This is a genomic window from Nonomuraea mesophila (assembly GCF_004352805.1).
GTDB classification, from domain to species: domain Bacteria; phylum Actinomycetota; class Actinomycetes; order Streptosporangiales; family Streptosporangiaceae; genus Nonomuraea; species Nonomuraea longispora.
Window position 1 is genome coordinate 1 of record NZ_SMLD01000173.1, and the last position, 19748, is coordinate 19748.

General features: G+C 70.5%; 19 protein-coding genes. 8 read left to right on the forward strand and 11 right to left on the reverse strand.

Annotation, left to right across the window (positions count from 1 at the left end; translation table 11 throughout):
- Positions 1-1211 (reverse strand): hypothetical protein (locus tag E1295_RS39595; protein ID WP_132639030.1); only part of this gene is annotated, 1211 nt, incomplete at its 3' end.
- Between the two features lie 84 nt (positions 1212-1295).
- On the opposite strand from E1295_RS39595, the gene E1295_RS39600 reads away from it, so the two are divergent.
- Positions 1296-2177, forward strand: coding sequence for a DUF1349 domain-containing protein (locus E1295_RS39600; RefSeq protein ID WP_132639032.1), 882 nt, complete (start codon positions 1296-1298; stop codon positions 2175-2177).
- Here the strand turns inward: E1295_RS39600 and E1295_RS39605 are convergent.
- Entirely contained in the window at positions 2149-2670 is a 522-nt protein-coding gene (locus E1295_RS39605) for a gamma carbonic anhydrase family protein (RefSeq protein WP_132639035.1), read from the reverse strand. The genes E1295_RS39600 and E1295_RS39605 overlap by 29 nt on opposite strands.
- Positions 2671-2820: 150 nt before the next feature.
- Between E1295_RS39605 and E1295_RS39610 the strand changes: the two genes are divergently transcribed.
- A complete protein-coding gene (locus E1295_RS39610) occupies positions 2821-3891 on the forward strand; it encodes a coiled-coil domain-containing protein (RefSeq protein WP_132639037.1) in 1071 nt (356 codons plus the stop codon).
- A 546-nt stretch (positions 3892-4437) separates the two neighbouring features.
- Here E1295_RS39610 and E1295_RS39620 read toward each other — a convergent pair.
- The gene (locus E1295_RS39620) at positions 4438-5190 is read right to left on the reverse strand and encodes a GntR family transcriptional regulator (RefSeq protein ID WP_132639041.1); all 753 of its coding nucleotides are present in this window, start codon (positions 5188-5190) and stop codon (positions 4438-4440) included.
- A gap of 153 nt (positions 5191-5343) precedes the next feature.
- Positions 5344-5733: a VanZ family protein gene (locus E1295_RS39625; RefSeq protein ID WP_220449119.1), complete on the reverse strand. Its 390-nt coding sequence runs from the start codon at positions 5731-5733 to the stop codon at positions 5344-5346.
- Positions 5734-6040: 307 nt separating this feature from the next.
- Here E1295_RS39625 and E1295_RS39630 point away from each other — a divergent pair, with 307 nt between their 5' ends.
- Genes E1295_RS39630 through kynU form a run of 3 tightly spaced genes read left to right on the forward strand, consistent with a single transcriptional unit; the run spans position 6041 to position 9505 of the window.
- Positions 6041-7450 (forward strand): aldehyde dehydrogenase family protein, encoded by a 1410-nt coding sequence (locus tag E1295_RS39630; RefSeq protein WP_132639045.1) that lies wholly within the window; start codon positions 6041-6043, stop codon positions 7448-7450.
- Positions 7443-8240 (forward strand): 2-keto-4-pentenoate hydratase, encoded by a 798-nt coding sequence (locus tag E1295_RS39635; RefSeq protein ID WP_132639048.1) that lies wholly within the window; start codon positions 7443-7445, stop codon positions 8238-8240. Before E1295_RS39630 ends, E1295_RS39635 begins: the two co-directional genes overlap by 8 nt.
- Positions 8237-9505 (forward strand): kynureninase, encoded by a 1269-nt coding sequence (gene kynU, locus E1295_RS39640; RefSeq protein WP_132639049.1) that lies wholly within the window; start codon positions 8237-8239, stop codon positions 9503-9505. The genes E1295_RS39635 and kynU overlap by 4 nt, the downstream gene beginning before the upstream one ends.
- Positions 9506-9557: 52 nt before the next feature.
- Here the strand turns inward: kynU and E1295_RS39645 are convergent, their stop codons facing one another.
- The gene (locus tag E1295_RS39645) at positions 9558-10622 is read right to left on the reverse strand and encodes a DUF2293 domain-containing protein (protein ID WP_246080902.1); all 1065 of its coding nucleotides are present in this window, start codon (positions 10620-10622) and stop codon (positions 9558-9560) included.
- A gap of 105 nt (positions 10623-10727) precedes the next feature.
- Between E1295_RS39645 and E1295_RS39650 the strand changes: the two genes are divergently transcribed.
- Positions 10728-11531, forward strand: a complete 804-nt coding sequence (locus tag E1295_RS39650; RefSeq protein WP_132639050.1) for an FKBP-type peptidyl-prolyl cis-trans isomerase — start codon at positions 10728-10730, stop codon at positions 11529-11531.
- Positions 11532-11567: 36 nt separating this feature from the next.
- Here the strand turns inward: E1295_RS39650 and E1295_RS39655 are convergent, their stop codons facing one another.
- Both E1295_RS39655 and E1295_RS39660 read right to left on the reverse strand, forming a co-directional pair.
- Entirely contained in the window at positions 11568-11948 is a 381-nt protein-coding gene (locus tag E1295_RS39655; RefSeq protein ID WP_132639052.1) for a hypothetical protein, read from the reverse strand.
- A gap of 261 nt (positions 11949-12209) precedes the next feature.
- Positions 12210-13118: a M23 family metallopeptidase gene (locus tag E1295_RS39660; RefSeq protein WP_132639054.1), complete on the reverse strand. Its 909-nt coding sequence runs from the start codon at positions 13116-13118 to the stop codon at positions 12210-12212.
- A gap of 111 nt (positions 13119-13229) precedes the next feature.
- On the opposite strand from E1295_RS39660, the gene E1295_RS39665 reads away from it, so the two are divergent.
- A complete protein-coding gene (locus E1295_RS39665) occupies positions 13230-15926 on the forward strand; it encodes an AfsR/SARP family transcriptional regulator (RefSeq protein ID WP_132639056.1) in 2697 nt (898 codons plus the stop codon).
- Between the two features lie 39 nt (positions 15927-15965).
- On the opposite strand, the gene E1295_RS39670 is transcribed toward E1295_RS39665, so the two are convergent.
- From E1295_RS39670 to E1295_RS39680, 3 genes are all read right to left on the reverse strand, one after another.
- Entirely contained in the window at positions 15966-16478 is a 513-nt protein-coding gene (locus tag E1295_RS39670; RefSeq protein ID WP_132639058.1) for a GNAT family N-acetyltransferase, read from the reverse strand.
- Positions 16475-17821, reverse strand: a complete 1347-nt coding sequence (mads6, locus tag E1295_RS39675; protein WP_132639060.1) for a methylation-associated defense system protein kinase MAD6 — start codon at positions 17819-17821, stop codon at positions 16475-16477. Before mads6 ends, E1295_RS39670 begins: the two co-directional genes overlap by 4 nt.
- Positions 17822-17988: 167 nt before the next feature.
- Positions 17989-18498 (reverse strand): hypothetical protein, encoded by a 510-nt coding sequence (locus E1295_RS39680; protein WP_132639062.1) that lies wholly within the window; start codon positions 18496-18498, stop codon positions 17989-17991.
- A 410-nt stretch (positions 18499-18908) separates the two neighbouring features.
- On the opposite strand from E1295_RS39680, the gene E1295_RS39685 reads away from it, so the two are divergent.
- Positions 18909-19172 (forward strand): hypothetical protein, encoded by a 264-nt coding sequence (locus E1295_RS39685; RefSeq protein ID WP_132334356.1) that lies wholly within the window; start codon positions 18909-18911, stop codon positions 19170-19172.
- 231 nt (positions 19173-19403) lie between these two features.
- Here the strand turns inward: E1295_RS39685 and E1295_RS39690 are convergent.
- Positions 19404-19748 (reverse strand): C40 family peptidase (locus E1295_RS39690; protein WP_166427641.1); only part of this gene is annotated, 345 nt, incomplete at its 5' end.

The window sequence follows — 19748 nt, forward strand, 5'->3', positions numbered from 1 at the left end:
AGCCCCATGGCGTACGCGGCCCCCAGCACCGCCGCCGTGCTCCCGCGGTCTGGCGGCGCGAGCTCGGCCACTGGCGCGGGCGCCGTCGACACCCCGCCGGGACGTCCCTGCACGGGGAACCCGTCGGGCTCGGTCTGCTCCCTGGCGGAGGTGCCGGTGAGCCCGGCCCGCGCCAGTTCCTCGTACGCCATCCTGAGCCGGTGGTCCAGCAGCGCGGGCAGCGATCGCTGGGAGTCGGACAGGTCGGCGAGGAGCGCTGCCGCGGCCGCCGGCGGGTCGGGCGTGAACCGCAGCGTGTCCACGAGGTCGTAGACCGAGTGCGAGAAGTGCGCCGCGGGGTCGCTCTCCACGAACGTCGCCCGGGCCAGCCGCGCGGGGCGGCGCCGCAACCACGCCTGGCGCAGGGTCTCCTCGTCGACGTGGGCGTCGTCGATGCCCTGGTGGCGCAGCATCGGCTCGACCATCGTGAGCAGGGCGAGCGCCCGCGGCCTGAACCGGGTGTCGGAGAGCAGGATCTGCGCCGTGTCGGCCATCACGGCCGCCAGCCTGAGCGCGGCCTGGGGCCTGCCCGCCCGCAGCCGCTCGGACACGAGGGTGGTGAGGTCGAGCAGCGGCGGCGCGGGCAGCCAGCGCACCCACTCGTCCCCGGGCAGCGGGCGGCACAGATATTCGCCGAACACCGTGATGAGCCGCTCGTTGCCGTCGAACGCCGGCGCGTACGCGCACCACATGATCGTGCCCCAGACGGCGGCGACGGTGCTCGGCACGTCGGAGGCGAAGATCTCGTCGAAGGCGGTCAGCGGATAGTCGAGCTCAGACCTGCGCCCGCTCGCCCGCAGCAGCACCCGCACCCGTTCCGTGAGGCTCTCGGGCACGTCGGGGCCGACGAACGCCTGGGTCGAACCCGGCTCCGCGTGGAAGTCGGAGCCCTGCGGGATCACCTCGTCGGGCAGCACCGCCGCGGGGTGGCCCACCTGACGCGCCCGCGTGCCGCGCGGCGGCGGCGCCAGACGCCAGCGGCCGTCGGCGGGATCGTGCAGGTGCCACCGGGCGTGGGCGCCGAAGAGCCACCTGTCGCCGTCGGGGGTCACCAGGATTCTGGCCGCCAGGACGTGCGCGCGGTCGGGCGGCGAGAGCGCCTGCCAGCGTGGGTCTGCGACCATCGCCCGGATCTCCGCCTCCGCGGAGGTGAACACGTCCCAAGGTCGCACGGCCGTCATCGTACTGGCCGTACCCGGATCATCCATCAGCTTTTCACGGCAGAATGTTCCAGTATGAGGGCGAAGGTAGCAGGGGTGCTGGCGATCGTAGGCGTGCTCTCCGGCTGCGGCACGGGCGCGGCGGCGCCGCCGTCGCCGAGCGGGCCCGGCGTGCTCACGCTGGAGAACGCCGAGCCGCCGACGCCCGGAGGTGAGGTGGGCGAGGCCACGACCGAGTTCAACGACGCCGCCGACCTGTCGATGTGGACCAAGCTGAGCAAGACCGAGAAGGACATCGACCGGATCGCCAAGCTCGACGTCGACAAGACCGCGAAGGGCTCGCTCTACCTGGAGCCCAAGACCTCGGCCTGGTTCGACGGCTTCCGCGGCCCCTTCGTCTACCAGGAGCTGGCCGGCGACATCGTCATGCACGCCAGGGTCAAGGTCGAGGGCAAGGCGGGCGGCCGGCCCAAGCGCAAGTTCTCGCTCGGCGGCCTGATGGCCCGCCAGCCCGGCTCGTACGCCAAGCCCAACTGGGTGTCGATCACCACCGGCACCGGCGAGAAGTCCGGCCAGATCGAGGTGAAGTACACCAAGGACGGCAGCTCCAAGCCGGAGGAGCTGGCCGTCAAGGACGGCTGGGTCGAGCTCGTGCTGGGCCGGGTCGGCCGCGTGTTCGTCGCCCTCTACAAGGAGGAGAAGGGTAAGTGGAAGGTGGGGCAGCGCTGGCCGTCCACCCTTCCCGACGCGCTGCAGTGGGGCATCACCGGCTACACCGACTGGGACAGCTACAGCACGCTGAAGAAGGACGCGGACAAGGGCAACGCCAAGCAGATCAAGGGTCAGCCCGACCTCAAGCTGACCGTCGACTATGTGCGCTTCCTGCGGCCGGAGCTGCCCGACTACGCCGACCCGCTGAACAACGCGTCGGTGACGGACGAGGTGCTGATCAAAGCGATGACGCCTTCCGGTGCCTGAGCGCCTTGGCCGCGTAGTTGTCCGGCGTGCGGGCGAAGGACTCGCGGTCGTCGTCGGTGAGCTCGCGCACGATCTTCCCCGGCACTCCGGCGACCAGCACGCCCGACGGGATCTTCTTGCCGGGCCCGACCAGCGCCCCCGCCGCCACCAGGGTGCCCGCTCCGATGTGGGCGCCGCCCAGCACGATCGCGCCGATGCCGATCAGCGCGCCCGACTCGACGTGAGCGCCGTGGACCATGGCCTTGTGGCCGAGGCTCACCTGGTCCTCGAGGATCGCCGGCTCACCCGGGTCGGAGTGCAGGCAGCAAAGATCCTGTACGTTGCATGTTTCGCCGATTTCGATCCGCTCGTCGTCACCCCGGAGAACGGAGCCGTACCAGATGCTGGACTCTCGGCCCACCCGCACGCTGCCCACCACCACGGCACCAGGCGCGATGTACGCCTCGGGATGAATGTCCGGAACTGCCCCGTTGTCCAACGCTGCTATGTACATCTGTCACATCGTAATTCCTGCTCCGGGTATGGCGTTCGGGTTGCGGACGTGGGCAGATGGCAGGAAAGTCGTTTCCTGACGTCTCGTTGCCGAACCCTCACAACCCGCAGTTTTCCCCCGCCTCACGCAAACCACCCTTAGGTAACCCCCATGACAAACCAGCACGAGAGCCTCCCCGATCTGATGCAAGAGGACACCTTCGAAGTCGTGATGCGCGGCTACAACCGCCGTCAGGTTCACGACTACATGGTCCGCGTCCGAAACCAGATACGTGATCTTGAAGAGCGGCTGGCGCGCGCGATCGATCAGGCCGAGCAGGGCCGCATCGAGCTGGCGGAGGCCAGGCGCCGCATGGTCGAGACGCCACAGAGTTATGAGGACCTCAGCCCTCGCCTCGCGCAGATCCTGCGGCTGGGCGAGGAGGAGGCCGCGGCCAAGCGTGAGGACGCCGAGGCCGAGGCCGCCAGCGTGCGCGACACGGCCAAGGCGGAGGCCGAGCGCCTGGTGACGACGTCCCGCGAGACCGCCGACAAGATCCTTTCTTCCGCCCAGGCGGAGGCCGAGCGGCGGGTGAACGAAGCAACGCAGTCGGCGGAGCGGATGCTGGCCCAGGCGGGCGCCGACGCGGAAGAACAGCTCACGGCGGCCCGCAACGAGGCGGAAGAGGCGCTCAGAGAGGCCAAGGCAGAGTCGGAGCGGGTGACCGCGGCGGCCCAGTCGCAGTCGGACCAGCTGCTGCAGAACGCCAACGCGCAGGCCGAGCAGCTGGTGACGAGCGCGCGCGAGGAGGCCGACTCGATGCTGGAGTCGGCCAGGCAGCGCACCGCCACGCTCGACGAGCAGGCGGGCCGCCGGGTCGAATATCTGACCAACACGCACACCGAGGTCGTGCGGCGGCTGACCGAGGTCAGCACCGTGCTGGGTGACCTCATGCGCAGCGAGTCGGCGGCCGGGGCGCTGATCCCCGACAACGCCGTGCCACCCGCGTCCGGCACCACGCCTGCTCCGGCGTCCGGCACCACGCCTGCTCCGGCGTCCGGCGCGAGCCCCGCGCCCGCGGCCGGCGCCACGCCCGCGCCGGCTCCCGCATCGGCTCCCGCTGAGCCGCAGGAGGACGTGCGGGCCGCCGCCGACGAGGACGACTCGGACAAGACCCAGAGGGTCAAGGTGTCCGACGACACCGAGGTGAACGTCATCCGCCTGTCGGAGGTGAACAAGTAGGGCACTGCCCCGCCGTGGCGGGGAGACGACGGTGCTGAGCGGAAGCCCCCGCCCCCGATAGGGTCGGAGGCTTCCGCGTTCGTGGCCCCTCCGTGTCTGGTGGCCCGGTGCCGGGGCCGCCGAGACGCTGGACCCGGCACCGGGCTGCTCGTGGTGACGCCGGTCGCTGCCGGCCGGCGTCAGGGAGGTGCCGGGCCGGCCCGCCACGGGTGCTGCTCGCCGGCCCGTTCCTCCTGGTCCCGGAGCTGGTCGCGCAGGCCATCCGGGTCGTCCGCGTCGATGGTCATCGCGCATCCGGCCTCGCGCTGCGCCGCGCTGATCGGATGGTGTCTCGTGGCCCACCAGCGGCCCGCATCGCTCCGCCAGATGGTCCAGTGAGGAAACTCCCGGGCTATTTCGGCAAGATGTCGGTCAAAGGACATCTCCGTCCACCTTTCCCGGGCCCCCAGGCGAGGTTCCATCTCCTTAGAAGATGCTCCACCTCTCTAGAGAATTCTATGATCGTGACGGTCAGGTCAACCTTCCCGCTTGACAGATCGCCTTGACCTAGGCGTCGAAGTCGTACTGGAGTACGTACGCGGCGGAGTCCAGCACCATCTCGTTGACCTCGACCGGCAGCCCTCCCGACGTGTACGCCGTACGAGCGATCACGATCACCGGCGTGCCTCCCGGCAGGTCCAGCATGGCGCTCTCGCGCGGCGCCGGCATGCGGGCGCGCACCTCCTCGGTGAAGTGGGCGGGAGGCACGCCGAGGTCACCCAGCCTGGCGTAGGCCCCGCCCGGACCGGTGTCGGGGAGGGTGATCGCGCTGCCCTCCACCAGGTGGGCGGGGAAGAAGGAGGTGGACAGCTGCACGGGCCGGCCGTCGACGGAGTAGCGCCGCCTGCGTACCCAGACCTCCAGGCTGTCGAGCACGCTCGCCACCTCGTCGGACGCCCGCTCCCGCTCCACCTCCACCCGGTCGACGTCGAAGGGACGGCCGCGCGCGTCGGCGTCCCAGATGGCCCGTCCCTGACCCCACTGCTCGCGTGACAGACGGCGTGAGCCGTGCCTGCGGATCGGTTTGAACAGTCGCACGTATACCCCCGAACCTCGTTTGGGCACTGCCAACCCTTCATTGATCAGTACGGCAAGCGCTTGCCTGGCGGTTGCCCGTGCGATTGCGTATTCGGCCATCAGCGCGTTCTCGCCCGGTAGTCGGTCCCCGTCGCGCAGTTCGCCGGACAGGATCCGGGCGCGGAGGCCGTCGGCGATGCGGCGATAGATAGGGGGCTCGTGGGGTACCGGGGATTCAGACACGTTTGATCACCCTCTGTCACCAACCAGGTTGTGGCGTCTCCAGAGAACTTGCCCCGTCCTGTCCACGATTGCACAGATACACAGGTTGGTCGCGAGCTTCTTTTGAGCGGATCGTGCCCGTGTGGTGAATTCCGCGCTGTTTTTAGTGGTCCGTTACCGCGATACCGTCACGGCCGGTATCCAACCGGCCCACCAGCGGCGAGTAACCAAAGCGAAGATCACGGCGCCCGTCGTGTTGAGAATGACGTCGTCCACGGAGGAGAAACGGCCCAGCCGCAGGGCGTACTGGAGCACCTCGACGAGGACCGAAAACCCGGCGGCGACGGCCGCAACGCGGGCTGTGGAGGACATCGCCCGGCTGCGTACCGGCAGCAGCGCCCCGAGTGCCGCGAAGACCAGCAGATTGCCTCCGACCTGGACCAACACCGCCTCCCACGGCGCCGCGACGAGGTCCGCGAGGTCGGTGAACGGAACGAGAACGACACCTGTCCTGCCTGTGGACGGAGTGAGGATCATCCAGATCCACGGCGTGGTCCCGGTCACGATGCCGACGTCTGCGAGGGAGGTGCGCAGGGGTGCGGGATGCCCGCCTCTGGCGCGGTGGCGGGAGAGAAGCAAGATTGCTAGCAAGGCCAGGGGGAGCGCAAATGTACCAGCAATAATGACTGTTCCCCACAATTCCCACGTCCGCGCCATCCGACCATGATGGCGACGATCAAGGGGTACCGGAAGATGTCCATCCGGACAGGGTCATCCGCCGAGACGATGCGATTCAAGGCTCCGTGTCCCCGGGCCACCCGTTGTCCATCGACCGCACAGCGATCTATACAGAGAGATAGAGGAGAGTGTTGTGCTGACCCATTTCATCGGTGGCCTGCCGGTGGCCGCGGGCAACCCGTTCCCTGTCCATGATCCCGTGACGGGCGCGGTGGTGCGGCAGGCGCACGAGGCCGACCCGGAGGTGGTCGACCGTGCGGTCCGGGCGGCCAGGGAGGCGGCGCGCGACTGGGCCGCGCTGCCCGTCGGCGAGCGCGCCGGGTGGATGCGCCGCCTGGCCGACGGCATCGAGGCTCGCTTCGACGACCTGGTGGCGGCCGAGATCGCCGACACGGGCAAACCGTACGAGCAGACCCGTACGCTCGACGTCCCGCGCGGCATCGCGAACTTCCGCGCCTTCGCCGAGATCGCCGCCCAGCGCCCCGACGAGGCCTTCCACCTGCCGGGCCTGCTCAGCTACACCGTGCGCAGGCCGCTCGGGGTCGTCGCCGTGATCGTCCCGTGGAACCTGCCGTTCCTGCTCATGACCTGGAAGCTGGCCCCCGCGCTCGTCACGGGCAACACGGTGGTGGTCAAGCCCTCGGAGGCCACGCCGGGCTCGGCGGCGGTCTTCGCCGACGTCTGCGCGGAGGCCGGCCTGCCGCCGGGCGTGGTCAACGTCATCTTCGGCTATGGGGCGTCGGGCCAGCTCCTCGTCGAGCACCCCGGGGTCGACGGCGTGACGTTCACCGGCGCGACCAGGACGGCCACCACGATCATGAAGACCGTCGCCGACCGGGTCAAGCCGATCTCGTTCGAACTGGGGGGCAAGAACGCCGGGCTGGTCTTCGACGACTGCGACCTCGACCGGGCGGTCGACGGCGCCGTGCAGTCGGTCTTCACCAACGGCGGCCAGGTCTGCCTGTGCACCGAGCGCCTCTACGTGCAACGCTCGATCTTCGAGGAGTTCTGCGTCCGGCTGGCGAGCCGGGCCCAGGAGGTCGAGCCGCAACCCATGATCTCGCTGGAGCACCGCGACAAGGTGCTCTCCTACTACGCCCTGGCCCGCTCGGAGGGAGCCAAGGTGCACGCCGGGGGCGGCGTCCCCGTGTTCAACGACCACCGCGATTCCGGATATTTCGTGGAACCGACGGTGGTGACAGGTTTGTCGGAATGGTCGAGGTTCAATAGGGAAGAGATCTTCGGGCCCGTCTGCCACGTCGCGCCCTTCGACAGCGAGACCGAGGCGATCGACCTGGCCAACAGCAGCGACTACGGACTGGCGGCCACGCTCTGGACCACCGGTCTCGACCGGGCCCACCGGGTGGCGCGACGCCTGGAGGCCGGGCTCGTCTGGGTCAACACCTGGTATCTGCGCGACCTGCGCACCCCGTTCGGCGGCGTGAAGCTGTCGGGCATCGGCCGGGAAGGTGGCACCCAGTCGCTCGACTTCTACTCTGAACCCACCACGATCACCATCAAACTGGAGCAACCAGATGTATGACGAATGGTCCCAGGCCGTGGACGCCCGCTCCCAGGCCGCCGACCGGCTGCTGGAGGCCGCGCGTACGGGCAAGCCGTGCCCGCCCATCAGGGACCTGGTCAGTACGCCCGCCGACGGCTACGCCGTACAGGAGATCAACACCCGGCGGGCGCTCGACGAGGGGCGGCGGCTCGCGGGCAGGAAGATCGGCGTGACCAACAAGGCGCTGCAGCAGCGCATGGGCATCGACCAGCCCGACTTCGGCATGCTGTTCGCGGACGCCTCCTACTGCGACGGGCTGCCCGTACCCGTGAGCAGGTTCCTGCAGCCGCGTGCCGAGGCCGAGGTCGCCCTGGTGCTCGGCCGTGACCTGAGCGGCGGGCCGTTCACGGTGGCCGACGTGATCAGAGCGGTGGAGTTCGCGCTGCCCGCGATCGAGATCGCCGACTCCCGCATCGCCGACTGGGACATCACCCTGGCCGACACGATCGCCGACAACGCCTCCGCCGGGGCGTACGTGCTGGGCAGCACGCCCGTCACCCTCACAGGGCTCGACCTGCGAGCGGCCGGGATGACCATGACCAGGGGCGGCGAGCAGGTCTCGACCGGCTCCGGCGCCGACTGCCTGGGCCACCCGCTCAACGCCGCCGTCTGGCTGGCCACCCGGCTGGGCCGCACCGAGTACGCGCTGCGCGCCGGCGACGTCGTGCTGACCGGCGCGCTCGGCCCCGTGGTGCCCGTCGAGGCCGGGGACGAGTTCGAGGCCCGCATCGACGGGCTCGGCTCCGTGCGCGCGGTGTTCACGGCGTGAGCACGCACGACCAGGGCGTCCGACGTGAACCCGTCGTTCCGCCCGCTCAGGCGGCCCCGCGCGACCTCGCCGTCTCCCGCGAGCAGTGCCTCGCGCTCGACGCCGGCGATCCGCTGCGGCGCTTCAAGGACGAGTTCGTGCTGCCCGAAGGAGTCGTCTACCTCGTCGGCAACTCACTGGGCGCGCTGCCCCGTCGCGCCGCCGGGCGGGTGCGGCGCGCGGTCGAGGAGGAGTGGGGCGGGCAACTCGTCGGCGGCTGGAACCACGCGGGCTGGTTCCAGCAGCCGGTGACGGTCGGCGACCGGCTGGCCCCGCTGATCGGCGCGGGCCCGGGGCAGGTCGTGGTGGGCAACACCACCTCCATCGCGGTCTTCCAGGCGGTCGCGGCGGCGCTGCGGCTGCGCCCCGACCGCCGCGTGATCGTCTCCGACGTACGCAACTTCCCCACCGACCACTACATGGTGCAGGGGCTGGCCGGGCTGCTCGGCGGCTACGAGGTGCGCGACGTCGCGGAAGGGCGCTTCGACGACGCGGCCGTGGTGCTGATGGCGGAGGTCGACTACGCCACCGGCGCCCGCCACGACGTGCCCGCGACCACCGCCGAGGTGCAGGCCGCGGGGGCGCTCATGGTGTGGGACGTGTGCCACAGCGTGGGCGCCATGGAGGTGGACGTCTCGGCGGCCGACTTCGCGCTCGGGTGCACGTACAAGTATCTGAACGCCGGGCCGGGCGCGCCCGCCTTCCTCTACGTCAACCCACGCCACCACGCCGCCGCCGAGAACGTGTTGTCCGGCTGGAACGGCCACGCCGAGCCGTTCGCGTTCGAGCCCGGCTACCGGCCGGCCGAAGGCGTCAGGCGGTTCGCGGTGGGCACCCCGCACGTGTTGTCGTTCGCCGCACTCGACGCCGTGCTCGACCTGTGGGAGGAGGTGCCGATGGCGCAGGTGCGGGCCAAGAGCATGGCGTTGACCTCGCTCTTCGTGGACCTCGTCGGCGACGCGCTGGAGCTCGCCTCACCGGCGGACGCCGTCGCGCGCGGCAGCCAGGTGAGCTTCCACCACCCCGACGGCTATCCGGTGATGCGGGCGTTGATCGACCGCGGCGTGCACGGCGACTTCCGCGCCCCCGACATCCTCAGGTTCGGCTTCGCGCCGCTCTACGTCGGCTACGCCGACGTCCACGACGCAGCCGTCACGCTGCTGGAGGTGCTGGACAAGGAGGTGTGGCGGGACGAGAGGTACGCCAGGCGCCTGGCCGTCACCTAGCCTCGTCGGGTCAGCGCGTGGCCGTGCGCCTCCGACAGCAGCTTCACGCCGCTCATGCCCGCACGTTACTCCGGAACTCGTCGAGCTTGTGCTCGATGCGCTCCCTGACCAGGTCACGTGCCTCCATCCGGGGCACGCCCGACATCAGCAGCCGGTCGTAGTCGGTGTCGAGATGCCGGATGGAGGCGATCACGGCGAGCGTGATGGCGTTCTCGTCGAGCGCCCTGGCCGCCGCCGACCTGCCGACCCGGCCGCTGCCGCGCTGGCCGGCGTGCTCGGCGATCTCCCGCGCCCGCGGCTCGGGGCAGCCGGGGAACAACCTGGCGATCTCGGCCGCCATCCTGGCCTGGAACTCGACGTCCTGCTCCGCCCTGCGGACGCGGTCGCGTTCCCTGCGGCGCAGGCGTACCTCCTCGTCGGCCAGGCAGCGCTCCTCGGCGGCGGCCAGCGCGGCCTCCTCCACCAGCAGCCCCATGCGCTGGTAGACCTTGCGCCGCCGGTTGTAGCGGACGACCACCGCGGACAGGCCGCTCTCCTGCTTGGCCCGGCGGCTGAGCGCCGCGTCGCCCGACGGCAGGAACACCAGGTGGTCGAGGTCGGTGCAGGTCAGGCAGTGCGGCCGGTCGTCCTCCATGATCAGGTAGGGGCCGGTGTCGCCGCAGGCCGCGCACGTCCAGGCGTCGAGCGGGGCCACCGCCACCAGGTCGGGCGGTTTGCTGCGCGCCTCGGTGAGCCGTCGCACGCGGGCCTCGCTGAGATCGGGGGAGAGCCAGTGCACGCGGAACGGGTCCTGCCCGTCCTTCGAGGTGAACCGCAGCTCGCGGCGGTCGCGGGTGCCGGCCGTGTACGGCACGTCGACCGGCCGCAGCCCCTTGGCCGTGGCCCACTCCCGGAGCAGGGCGGCCGCGGTGAGCAGGCGGTCCTCGTCGACGGCGGCCAGCTCGGCCAGCGTCGCCGCCCTGCCCTGCCGCCAGACGTCGACGTGCCTGGTGTGCAGCCAGCGCAGCCCCGTCACCACGTCGATGAAGGTCACGTATTTCCTCGCGGTCAGCGCGATCTCGGCCGCGTCGGCGACCCTGCGCGCCAGTTTGGGACGTCGTCCGCTGTGCTCAGTCACGTACCCCAGTGTCCCGCGCCCTTTGTCGTGAGATGGCGAGAGCCGCAGCATTCCTTTTCGCCATAACGGCAAGTAACTCCTTCGGACCTGGCCCTGGAGGAGAATGTGCGTTCGATCTGGCCTGCCCTGTTCATGCTGGCCACCTCGTGTGGCGTGGCGGACGAGGGCACGCAACCCGTCGTCACGGGCTCGTTCGGCAGCAAACCGGTCGTCGCCATCCCTGAGGGAAACCCGGGCCACACGCCGCGCATCACGGTGTTGTCGGTGGGCAGCGGCCGGCGCACGGTCGCGGGTGACGTGGTGCTCGCCGACGTCGACATCCGGCGCTGGTCGGGCAACGAGCCCTACCTCAGCACCCACGACGGACACCAGCCCACCACCGTGGTCTTCGACGGCAGGCAGGTGTCGGAGACGTGGCGGCAGTCGCTCATCGGACGGCCGGCCGGCAGCAGGGTCATGCTGATCAGCCCCGCCTCCGACGCGCTCGGCCCGGACCTGCCGCTGACCGGCCTGGCCCCGGCGGACACACTGGTGCTGGTCTTCGACATCCTGGGCGGCTACCCGCCCGACGCCCGGCTCGTCGGGCGCACCCTGCCGGTCGTGCCCGCCGACCTGACGCCGTCCGCGCGGCCGCGCGTCCTCATCGACGGATCGGGCCCGCAGGTCGTGGCGGGCGCGAGAATCGTGGTCCAGTACGTCGCCGCCTCCTGGCCGTCGCGTACGGTCGTGGACTCGTCGTACCGCAGGGGTGGGCCCAGCGCGTTCACCCTGGAGGAGGGCTCCGTGCCCGCGGGCTGGACGGACGCCCTGGACGGCCTGCGCGTCGGCAGCCGGGTGGCCGTGCCCTCCCCGGGGCCCGCGCCCATGCTCTACGTCATCGACGTCCTCGACACGATCGCGCAGGCGTAGGCCGGGCCGCGCGCCTCCACTCGGCCTGGCGCTCGATCAACTCGGCCGGGTCATGTGCATCCGGCGCATGCGCTGACGGCCCTCGATGATCGCCATGACACCGATGGCGGTCAGCACGACCGAGCCGGCCAGGGAGATGATGAGCCCGTCGCTGACCCACCGCTGCACGATCTCGTTGGAGTTCCTGAGGATGTGTATCCAACTGTATCCACAGAGCACCACACCGAGCATGCCCGGTGCGATCGCGGCCTCGTTCGTCGCCTTGCCCGCCGCCAGGGCCGTGACCGCGAGCGTGGCGCCCAGCCACGCCACAAGATACGGATACGCCCCGGCAGTTGCGAATCCGGTGACTTTCTCGATGCCCGAGGCCTGCGTATAAGTCCCGCTCCACGGCAGGAAGGCGCCGACAGCGATCATGACTGACGAGACCAGGGCGGAGCCGGCGAATGCCCGGTTGACGTACGGCGCGGGTGGTGGCGCCCCTCCCATAGGGAGCGGCATCGGCTGGACCGGCCGGCCGGGAGGGCGCGGCGGAGGGATCTGCATGGATGTCGACGGTAGACGCGAGCCCTTTAAGGATGCTTTGTCCTGAGGCGGCCACGAGGTCTCCGGTGGTCAGGGTGTTCCTGGCTGGTCGACCCTGCCACCCGAGACTTTTCGTCGTCGATCCGGGGAACCCTAGTCGCAGTGCTCCCATGGGCTGTCGTACTTGACGCCGCCGGCCGAGCCGCCCCACTTGACGCAGGTGCTGGGCGCGGACGCGCTCACCGGTCCCGCGTAGTAGGAGAAGTTGCCCGAGTCGGTCTTCCGCGAACTGCCCTGCACCTCCAGGTAGGCGCTGGTCGCGGTGGCGGTGCCGAGCGACTTCGACTTCAGCGTGACCACGCAGTTGCTGCGGTTGCCGCTGTTGTAGAGCAGGTAAACGGTGCCGTTGCCGCCGAGCCCGGCGGAGTCGATCACGTTGAAGCCCGAGCCACAGACCTGTTGCGGTGAGTACGGGTTGCTGGAGCCGCCGCAGTTCTTGCTGGTCAGCGTCTGCTGCGGGTAGCCGAAGGTCTTCCCGTCGAAAACGGCCCGCTGAATGTTGGACGGGTAGCTGCTTCCCTTGCGTACCTCGTAGTGGAGGTGAGGTTTGATGTTGTTACCCGGCTTGCTGGTGTTGCCCACCGTGCCGATCTTCTGACCCTGGGAGACGGACTGTCCCTGGCTGACCGATCGTGCGTTCAGATGGGCGTAGTACGTGGACCAGCCGGACCCGTGGTCGATCTTGACCAGGTTGCCGAAGCCGTTCGTCGAACCCTGGTGTGCCGAGATCACCACAGTGCCGGCCGCGGCGGCCACCACGGTGTCGCCGAGGTCGGCGTCCGCGGTGCTGCCGCGGTTGAAGTCGATCTCGTACGAGCGGTGTGCGCTGCTGGCGCTGGAGTTGCCCGTCCAGGATTGGCCGCAGGGGAACGGCAGCTGGAAGTTGGTCGCCAGGATCTGCGCCTCCTCCGACTCCGGCGCCGGGTCGGCTGCGGCGGCCGACGTCGTTCCGAGGCTGAATAACAGTGCGACGCCCGCGACCATTGCTCCGCTGAGCTTCATGGGGTGATCCTTTCCCGTGGGATCTCTGAGACAAGGGTCTGCATTGGCCGCACATAAATCGTCCAAAACCGATACAAGAGCTGTCAGGCCTCTGTAGAGGAGCTGCTGCGGATGTCGATCACTTTCCACGTGCTCGGGCCGCTCGAGGTCCGGTCCGCCGGACGTCCCGTCCGGATCTCCGGCAGGAAACCCCGGCTGCTGCTGGCCACGCTGCTGCTGGACGCGGGCCGCGTGGTCGGCGCCGACCAGCTCGTCGAGGTGCTCTGGCCGCACCGCCCGCCGCGTTCGGCGCAGGCCAACGTACGGACCTATGTGAGTGCTCTCAGGACGGAGCTGGGCCGCGGGCACTTACGCGCCGACGGCTGCGGCTACGCGCTCGACGTGGCCGACGGCGCGCTCGACCTGCTGGTGTTCGAGGAGCTGGTCGACCGGGGCGAGTACGCGCAGGCGCTCGCGCTCTGGCGTGGAGCGCCGCTGTGCGACCTGCCGGGCAGCCCCGTCTGGGACCGCCGTCTCGAACTCCTCCACCAGGGACGCCTGCACGCGGCGGAGGCCCTGATCGACCGCCGGCTGGAGCGGGGCGACCACGACGGCGCGATCTCCGAGCTGCTCGGGTTGCTGGCCGAGCACCCCTACCGGGAGGACCTGTGGCGCCGCCTGGTGCTCACCCTGCACAGGGGCGGCAGGAAGGCCGAGGCCCTGCGCGCCTACGCCACCGTCAGGGGCCGGCTCGTGGACGAGCTCGGCGTCGAGCCGGGCGCGGAGCTGCGCGGGGCGTACGAGCTGATCCTGGCGGACGACACGATGCCCGCCACACCACGGCAGCTCCCGCCCGATCTGCCCGACTTCACCGGCAGGGCGGCCGCCATGGCCGAGCTGGCCGGGCCGTTCTCCGTCGCGGTGATCTCGGGGCCGCCCGGCGCGGGCAAATCGGCGCTGGCCGTGCACGCCGCGCACAAGCTGTGCCCGTCCTTCCCCCACGGGCAGCTCTACCTGGAGCTGGACGGCAGGGAGCCGGGCGACCTGCTGGCCGAGGCGTTGAGAGCACTCGGCGTGGAGACCGCGCCGCCCACCGTGCGTGAACGTTCGGCGTTGTTCAGGTCGCTGCTGGCCGAGCGGCCGATGCTGGTGGTGCTGGACGACGCCCGCGACGCCCGCCAGGTCCGGCCGCTGCTGCCCGGCTACGGCAGCGCGGTGATCGTCACGAGCAGGCGCCGCATCACCGAGCTGCCGGGCGCGGTACGGATCCAGCTCGGCCGGTTCGGCCAGGAAGAGGCGCTGTCGCTGCTCGGCGACATCGCCGGCGAGGACCGGGTGGCCCGCGAGCGGGAGGCCGCGCAGGCGATCGTGGCCGCGTGCGAATGGCTGCCGATGGCCGTCAGGAACGCCGGCGCGCGGCTGGCCGGCCGGCCCGGCTGGTCGCTGACGGTGCTCAGGCAGCGGCTGGAGGACGACTGCCTCGGCGAACTGGGGGACGTGCGAGCCACCCTCGACCACGGCTACGCGCGCCTGCCCGACGAGGCCGCCCGCGTCCTCGGCACGCTCGCCCGGCTCGGCGGACCCGCCCAGCCGGGATGGGTGATCGACGCCGCGCTCGGCAGGCACGGCGCGCACGACGTCACCGACCTGCTGGTGGACGTCAACCTGCTCGACCTGGCCGGCACCGATCCCGTGGGCCAGCCGCGCTACCGGGTGCCCGGCCTCATCGGCCGGCACGCGCTCCAGCGCGGCTGCGCGACGTCCGGCGTACCGGAGGACCGCGTCGGGCTCGACACCCTGTCAAGAGTGCTGGCCGCGTGGACGGCGATCACCGAGCACGCCATGGCGCGGCTGCCGACCACCGTCTTCACCCTCACCGCGGCCAGGGCGCCGCGCTGGCGGCTGCCCGAGCGCACGCTCGAACGGCTGACCGCCGACCCGGTCGCCTGGTTCGAGGCCGAGCACGAGGCGCTGGCGGGCATGGTGGACGTGGCCGCCGAGCTGGGCCTCGCGGAGTCGGCGTGGGGGCTGGCCGCGGCCATGGTGCCCTGCCTCGACCTGCGCTGCCACCTCGGCACGTGGCGGCGTACGCACACCTCCGCGCTGGCGGCCGCCCGCGCCGCCGGCGACACGTACGGCGAGGCCGCCATGTTGAGGGGCCTGGCCCAGGTCAGCCTCTATCAGGACCGGTACGAGGAGTCCGCAGAAGGCTTCACCCGATCCCTGCAGATCTTTCACGACCTGGGCGACAGCCGGGCCGAGGCCACCTCCATCTGCGGCCTCGGCGCCGTCAGCCAGTTCCGCGGCCGGCACGACCGCTCCCTCTCCCACTTCCGGCACGCCCTGGCCATCTTCCTTGCCACCGGCGACAGGCAGGGCGAGGCGTACGCCCGCCAGGCCATCGGCCGGGTCTGCCTCAAGTCGGGCGACCTGGCGCAGGCGTCGGAGTCGCTGGACCACGCGATGCGGCTGGCCCAGGAACTCGGGGACGCCCACCGGGAAGGCTGTGTGTACGTCCAGATGGGGCACCTGCACCACGCGATGTCGTTCCACCGGCACGCGCTGGAGATCTTCGAGTCGCTGGGGGACCGGCACTGCGGGGCGTACGCGCTGCAGAGCCTGGCCGGGCTCCAGGCCGAACGCGGGGACCTGGCACGGGCCTCCACCGGGCTCGAACGCTCGCTGGAGATCTTCCAGGAGCTCGGCGACCGCAGCGGCGAGGCCTCGACCACCGAACTCCTCGGGGAGCTGCACCGTTCGGCGGGGCGTACGGGGCTGGCCCTCGACTACCTCCGGCACGCCAAGGCCCTGCGCCGCGATCTGCCCTGAACCGGGCCACTGCGCGGAGCCCTCCTCCTGGGGGCGAGCTCAGGACTCCAGGTCGGCGCGGATCATGCTGTAGAGCACGCCGTCACGCCAGAGGCCCGCGCGGAAGCCGGCACCCCGCAGGACACCCTCCCGCGTGAATCCGGCCTTCTCCAGCGCCCGCTGCTCCGCGACGTTGGTGATCTCGGTGGACGCCTCGATCCGGTTGACCGTCGAGTGGTCGAACAGGTAGCGGGCGAGCAGCCGTTGCGCCTGCGTGCCGTACCCCCTGCCCCGGAACTCCGGCGCCACGATCAGACCCATCGCCCAGTAGTGGCTCACGCGGTTGGCCACCTGCTTGTTCCACGACACGAACCCGGCGCGATCGTCGCCGTCCGTGATGATCAGGATGCCGCCGTCGTCGGAGAGCATCCCGTGCTCCTCCCAGCGGCGGCGCAGGTGGTGAGGGTTCTGGAAGCCGTACCACTGGAATTCGCCGGTGCTGTCGGGGTCGCTCATGAGCCGGCGCAGGAACGGCAGGTCGTCCTCTTCGACGGGACGCAGGCGGATGGTCATGGTCTGGACACTATGCGGCGTACGAGACGTCTGAACCGCGATTCCTGCGGCGGCGAGGCGTCCAGGGCGGCGAGCGCCTCGGCGGCGGACGGCCGTTTGGCGGGGGAGTGGTCGAGCATCCGGCGCACCACCTCGGGCACGTCGGGCCCGTGGGCGTCGGCGCTCGTCGGGAGCTGGCCGGTGAGCAGCTGGTAGGCGATGGCTCCGGCGGCGTAGACGTCGGAGGCGGTCGTCATCCGGTCTGGGCGTTCCTGACATTCCGGCGCCACATAGTGGGCGTCGAGCACGTTGCCCAGTTCGTGGGCCACGGTGTAGTCGCGCGGCCCCGGCTTGGCGTAGTCGAACCCGGTCAGCACCGCGTGCCCGTCGTCGGTGACCAGCACGGACGCGGGCGTCAGGGCCCGGTGCACGACGCCGTTGGCGTGCGCGTGCGCGAGGCCGCGCAGCAGATCCTTGATCACGCCGAGCCTGGCGCCCCGGCCCAGCGACAGGTGCAGGGCCTCGCCGTGCACGTCGTCGAGCACCAGCACGAACCGGCTCTCGTCGTCGATGGCGAAGAAGTCGCGCGGGCGCACCACGCACGGGTGCGGCGGAATGCGGGCCAGGGTCTGGTAGGCGTTGGCGATGCGCTGCCGTTCGGCCGCCCGCGCCTCGTGGTCGGCCAGCGGATCGGCCTGGTAGACCCGGAGCAGCACGGTCTCGCTGCCGGGCAGCGTCACGTTGAAGGCGCGGTATTCGGTGATCTTCGCGTCGCCGCCGAGCTGCTCCTCGACCTCCCAGTTGCCGTATCTCGGCGGGGCGGTGCTGCGGCGCACGGTCTGGTTGAGCGCGTCGAGGATCGCCGTCATGTACGGCCTCGCGTCGGGGCTGCATCCGCGCCTGATCCGCGAGACGTCGCTCAAGGTGGCCAGCAGGCCCTGCAGGTCCGTGACGTTGACCGCGTCGCGCCCGGCCGGGTCGACCAGCTCGGCGTCGGGCGAGGTGAGCACGACCAGGCAGTCGACGTAGACCCGCTCCAGCTGCGTGGCCTGCGACACCAGCAGCCCTTTCAGCGCCTTGGCGGTGCCGCGCAGCTTGGCCACGGGGGAGCCGAACGCCTCCCTGCGCGGCGGGAACCAGCGCGTGCCGGACACCTGGATGCGCCCCCGGGTGCCCTTGACGTCGACGACGACCAGCGAGTGGCCGGTCAGCACGATCAGGTCCACCTCGAAGACGTCGTGGCCGCGTGTCAGCTCGATGTTGTGCAGCAGCAACCAGTCGGCGGGTGCGTGATCTCGCAGATAGGCGATCACCCGCCGTTCGGCGTCGTTGACTGGACGTCCTCCGCCGACGATCTCTGCCATGCGGTCCATCCTCGCATGGGATGCAATTGACAGCCCCTCCACCGGCTCTCCGCCGCCCTCGACCACCTCGACCCGCCCTCGTAATGACTCCCCTACGTCCCCGTGACGACGGGGTCACCGCGCACGTGCCCGTGAGGCTGTGGCTCGGGCGACCGCGTACGTGCCCGTCACGGTTGCGGGTCGCGGTACACCTGCCTGTGAGGGGCCCCGGCGGGGCGGAGCCTCCAGCGCGGTTTGAACACCGACAACACCGTCGCGGCGACGAGCATGACGCACTGCGCGCCCACGACGGCCGTCTGGCTCCACTGGACCGAGGCGGCGGCCACCGCGCCCCCCTGGGTGGTGGCCGCCATGCCTTCGGGGTCGAACAGGAACATGCCGATGCAGATCACCGCCACCAGCAGTCCCAGCTTGACCGTCACCCAGTAATAGCGAAACAGCCCCCAATGGCTGCCCAGGCCCAGCGTGATGCCGGTGGCCAATGCGGTGAGGCTCAGCGGTATGCCGCCCGCGAACACCAGGTTCGGCATCAACCGGTAGGCGGCGTGCGCCAGCGCGGGATCGTTCGTCAGCGCCGCCGCGCTGTTCAGCACGACCAGCCCCCACACCTCGCCGAGGAGGGCGACCGACGCGATGATGTGAACGGTCAGGACCGTCCTGCGGATGGGTGGCCGCACGGGTCTCACCTGCCTCGGGAATCGGGAACTCGACGACCATCGTCACCGCTCCGCCCGCGCCGTACGTCCCTCGTGGGGAGGCGGTCGCGGTACGCCCGGCGGCGTAGCCGCGAGTCCCAAGTTTCGGGTGATCCTTCCCTAAACAGGAGTGAACGAAAGGACCATCGGCCACGCGGGCAGCCAAAACGAATATCCATGCGTGGTCTGCCGGCGGCGTATATATGTGGCGCGTCGGCGAAGAGCGGGAAAATCCGACGCCAAGAAACCCGGGTTTCCCCTTGACCTCCGGAAGGGCATTCCGGGTTGCGGTTTCCGCTGCCTGCCGCGATTGTTATGGGCGGCACCTCACAGCCCTGCAAAAACGACTATGGCGCCGGAAATTCCGCGCCTATCCATGGAGGAAAACAATCATGATCCGTCGCATTCTGGCAGGTGCAGCAATCGCGGCCGCCGCGTTCGGCTTCTCCGCCGCTGGAGCTTCCGCCGACGTTCCCAACCCGCACAATGAGGGGCAGAACATTCTCAGCCAGCTGAGCGCCCTCGACGACCTGACCGCGCTGAACGACGTGCTGAACGACTCGGTCAAGTACGTCGACGTCCTCACCCTGCTCCACCTGAACGACATCGACGCCAGCGTTCTGAGCAACCAGAAGAACGTCGGCGACGACAACTGACGGTCCCTCGCGCGCGTTCTGAGAAGGCCGATCGGCGACTCCCGTTCCGCATGAGGGGAGCCCGCCCGGCCAAGGTCGGCCTTCCTGACGCCCTGAGGTGAACCGGAGGAACGGGTCGTGGATATTCGCGAGTCCACGGCACGGGCTTGGTGGCCACCAGGCTCTTCAGCGCCGCGCGGCTCGGGTCGATCACTGCAGGACGACCCCGGGCCGCGCGGCCGCTTGTGACGTTCACCCGCGTCCGGCGCCGGCGAGGTTGGCGGCGCTCTCGCTCGGCCGCACGATCCCGAGGAAGGTCCGCCGGTCGAGCGGATCCACCCGTACGAAGGCGCCGGTGTACGGCGCGTGCACCATCCGCGTGGCGTCCACCGCCAGGGCCACGTGCTCCGGCCCGGCGCTGCTCCGGTCGCTGTCGTAGAAGACCAGGTCACCGGGTTGCACGTCCTGCCTGTCGATCCGTACGCCCGACCGCCACTGCTCGGACGTGGTCCTGCCGATCAGCACGCCGGCCCGCGCCCACGCGTACTCGGTGAGCCCCGAGCAGTCGAATCCCCTGACCCCCGCCCCTCTCCCGAC

Bases quoted from the DNA above. Each gene is read 5' to 3' on its own strand.
- E1295_RS39635 (WP_132639048.1), top strand. From the start codon at position 7,443: ATGTATGACGAATGGTCCCAGGCCGTGGACGCCCGCTCCCAGGCCGCC.
- E1295_RS39610 (WP_132639037.1), top strand. From the start codon at position 2,821: ATGACAAACCAGCACGAGAGCCTCCCCGATCTGATGCAAGAGGACACC.
- E1295_RS39665 (WP_132639056.1), top strand. From the start codon at position 13,230: ATGTCGATCACTTTCCACGTGCTCGGGCCGCTCGAGGTCCGGTCCGCC.
- E1295_RS39660 (WP_132639054.1), bottom strand. From the start codon at position 13,118: ATGAAGCTCAGCGGAGCAATGGTCGCGGGCGTCGCACTGTTATTCAGC.
- mads6 (WP_132639060.1), bottom strand. From the start codon at position 17,821: ATGGCAGAGATCGTCGGCGGAGGACGTCCAGTCAACGACGCCGAACGG.
- E1295_RS39670 (WP_132639058.1), bottom strand. From the start codon at position 16,478: ATGACCATCCGCCTGCGTCCCGTCGAAGAGGACGACCTGCCGTTCCTG.
- E1295_RS39655 (WP_132639052.1), bottom strand. From the start codon at position 11,948: ATGATCGCTGTCGGCGCCTTCCTGCCGTGGAGCGGGACTTATACGCAG.
- E1295_RS39685 (WP_132334356.1), top strand. From the start codon at position 18,909: ATGATCCGTCGCATTCTGGCAGGTGCAGCAATCGCGGCCGCCGCGTTC.
- E1295_RS39605 (WP_132639035.1), bottom strand. From the start codon at position 2,670: ATGTACATAGCAGCGTTGGACAACGGGGCAGTTCCGGACATTCATCCC.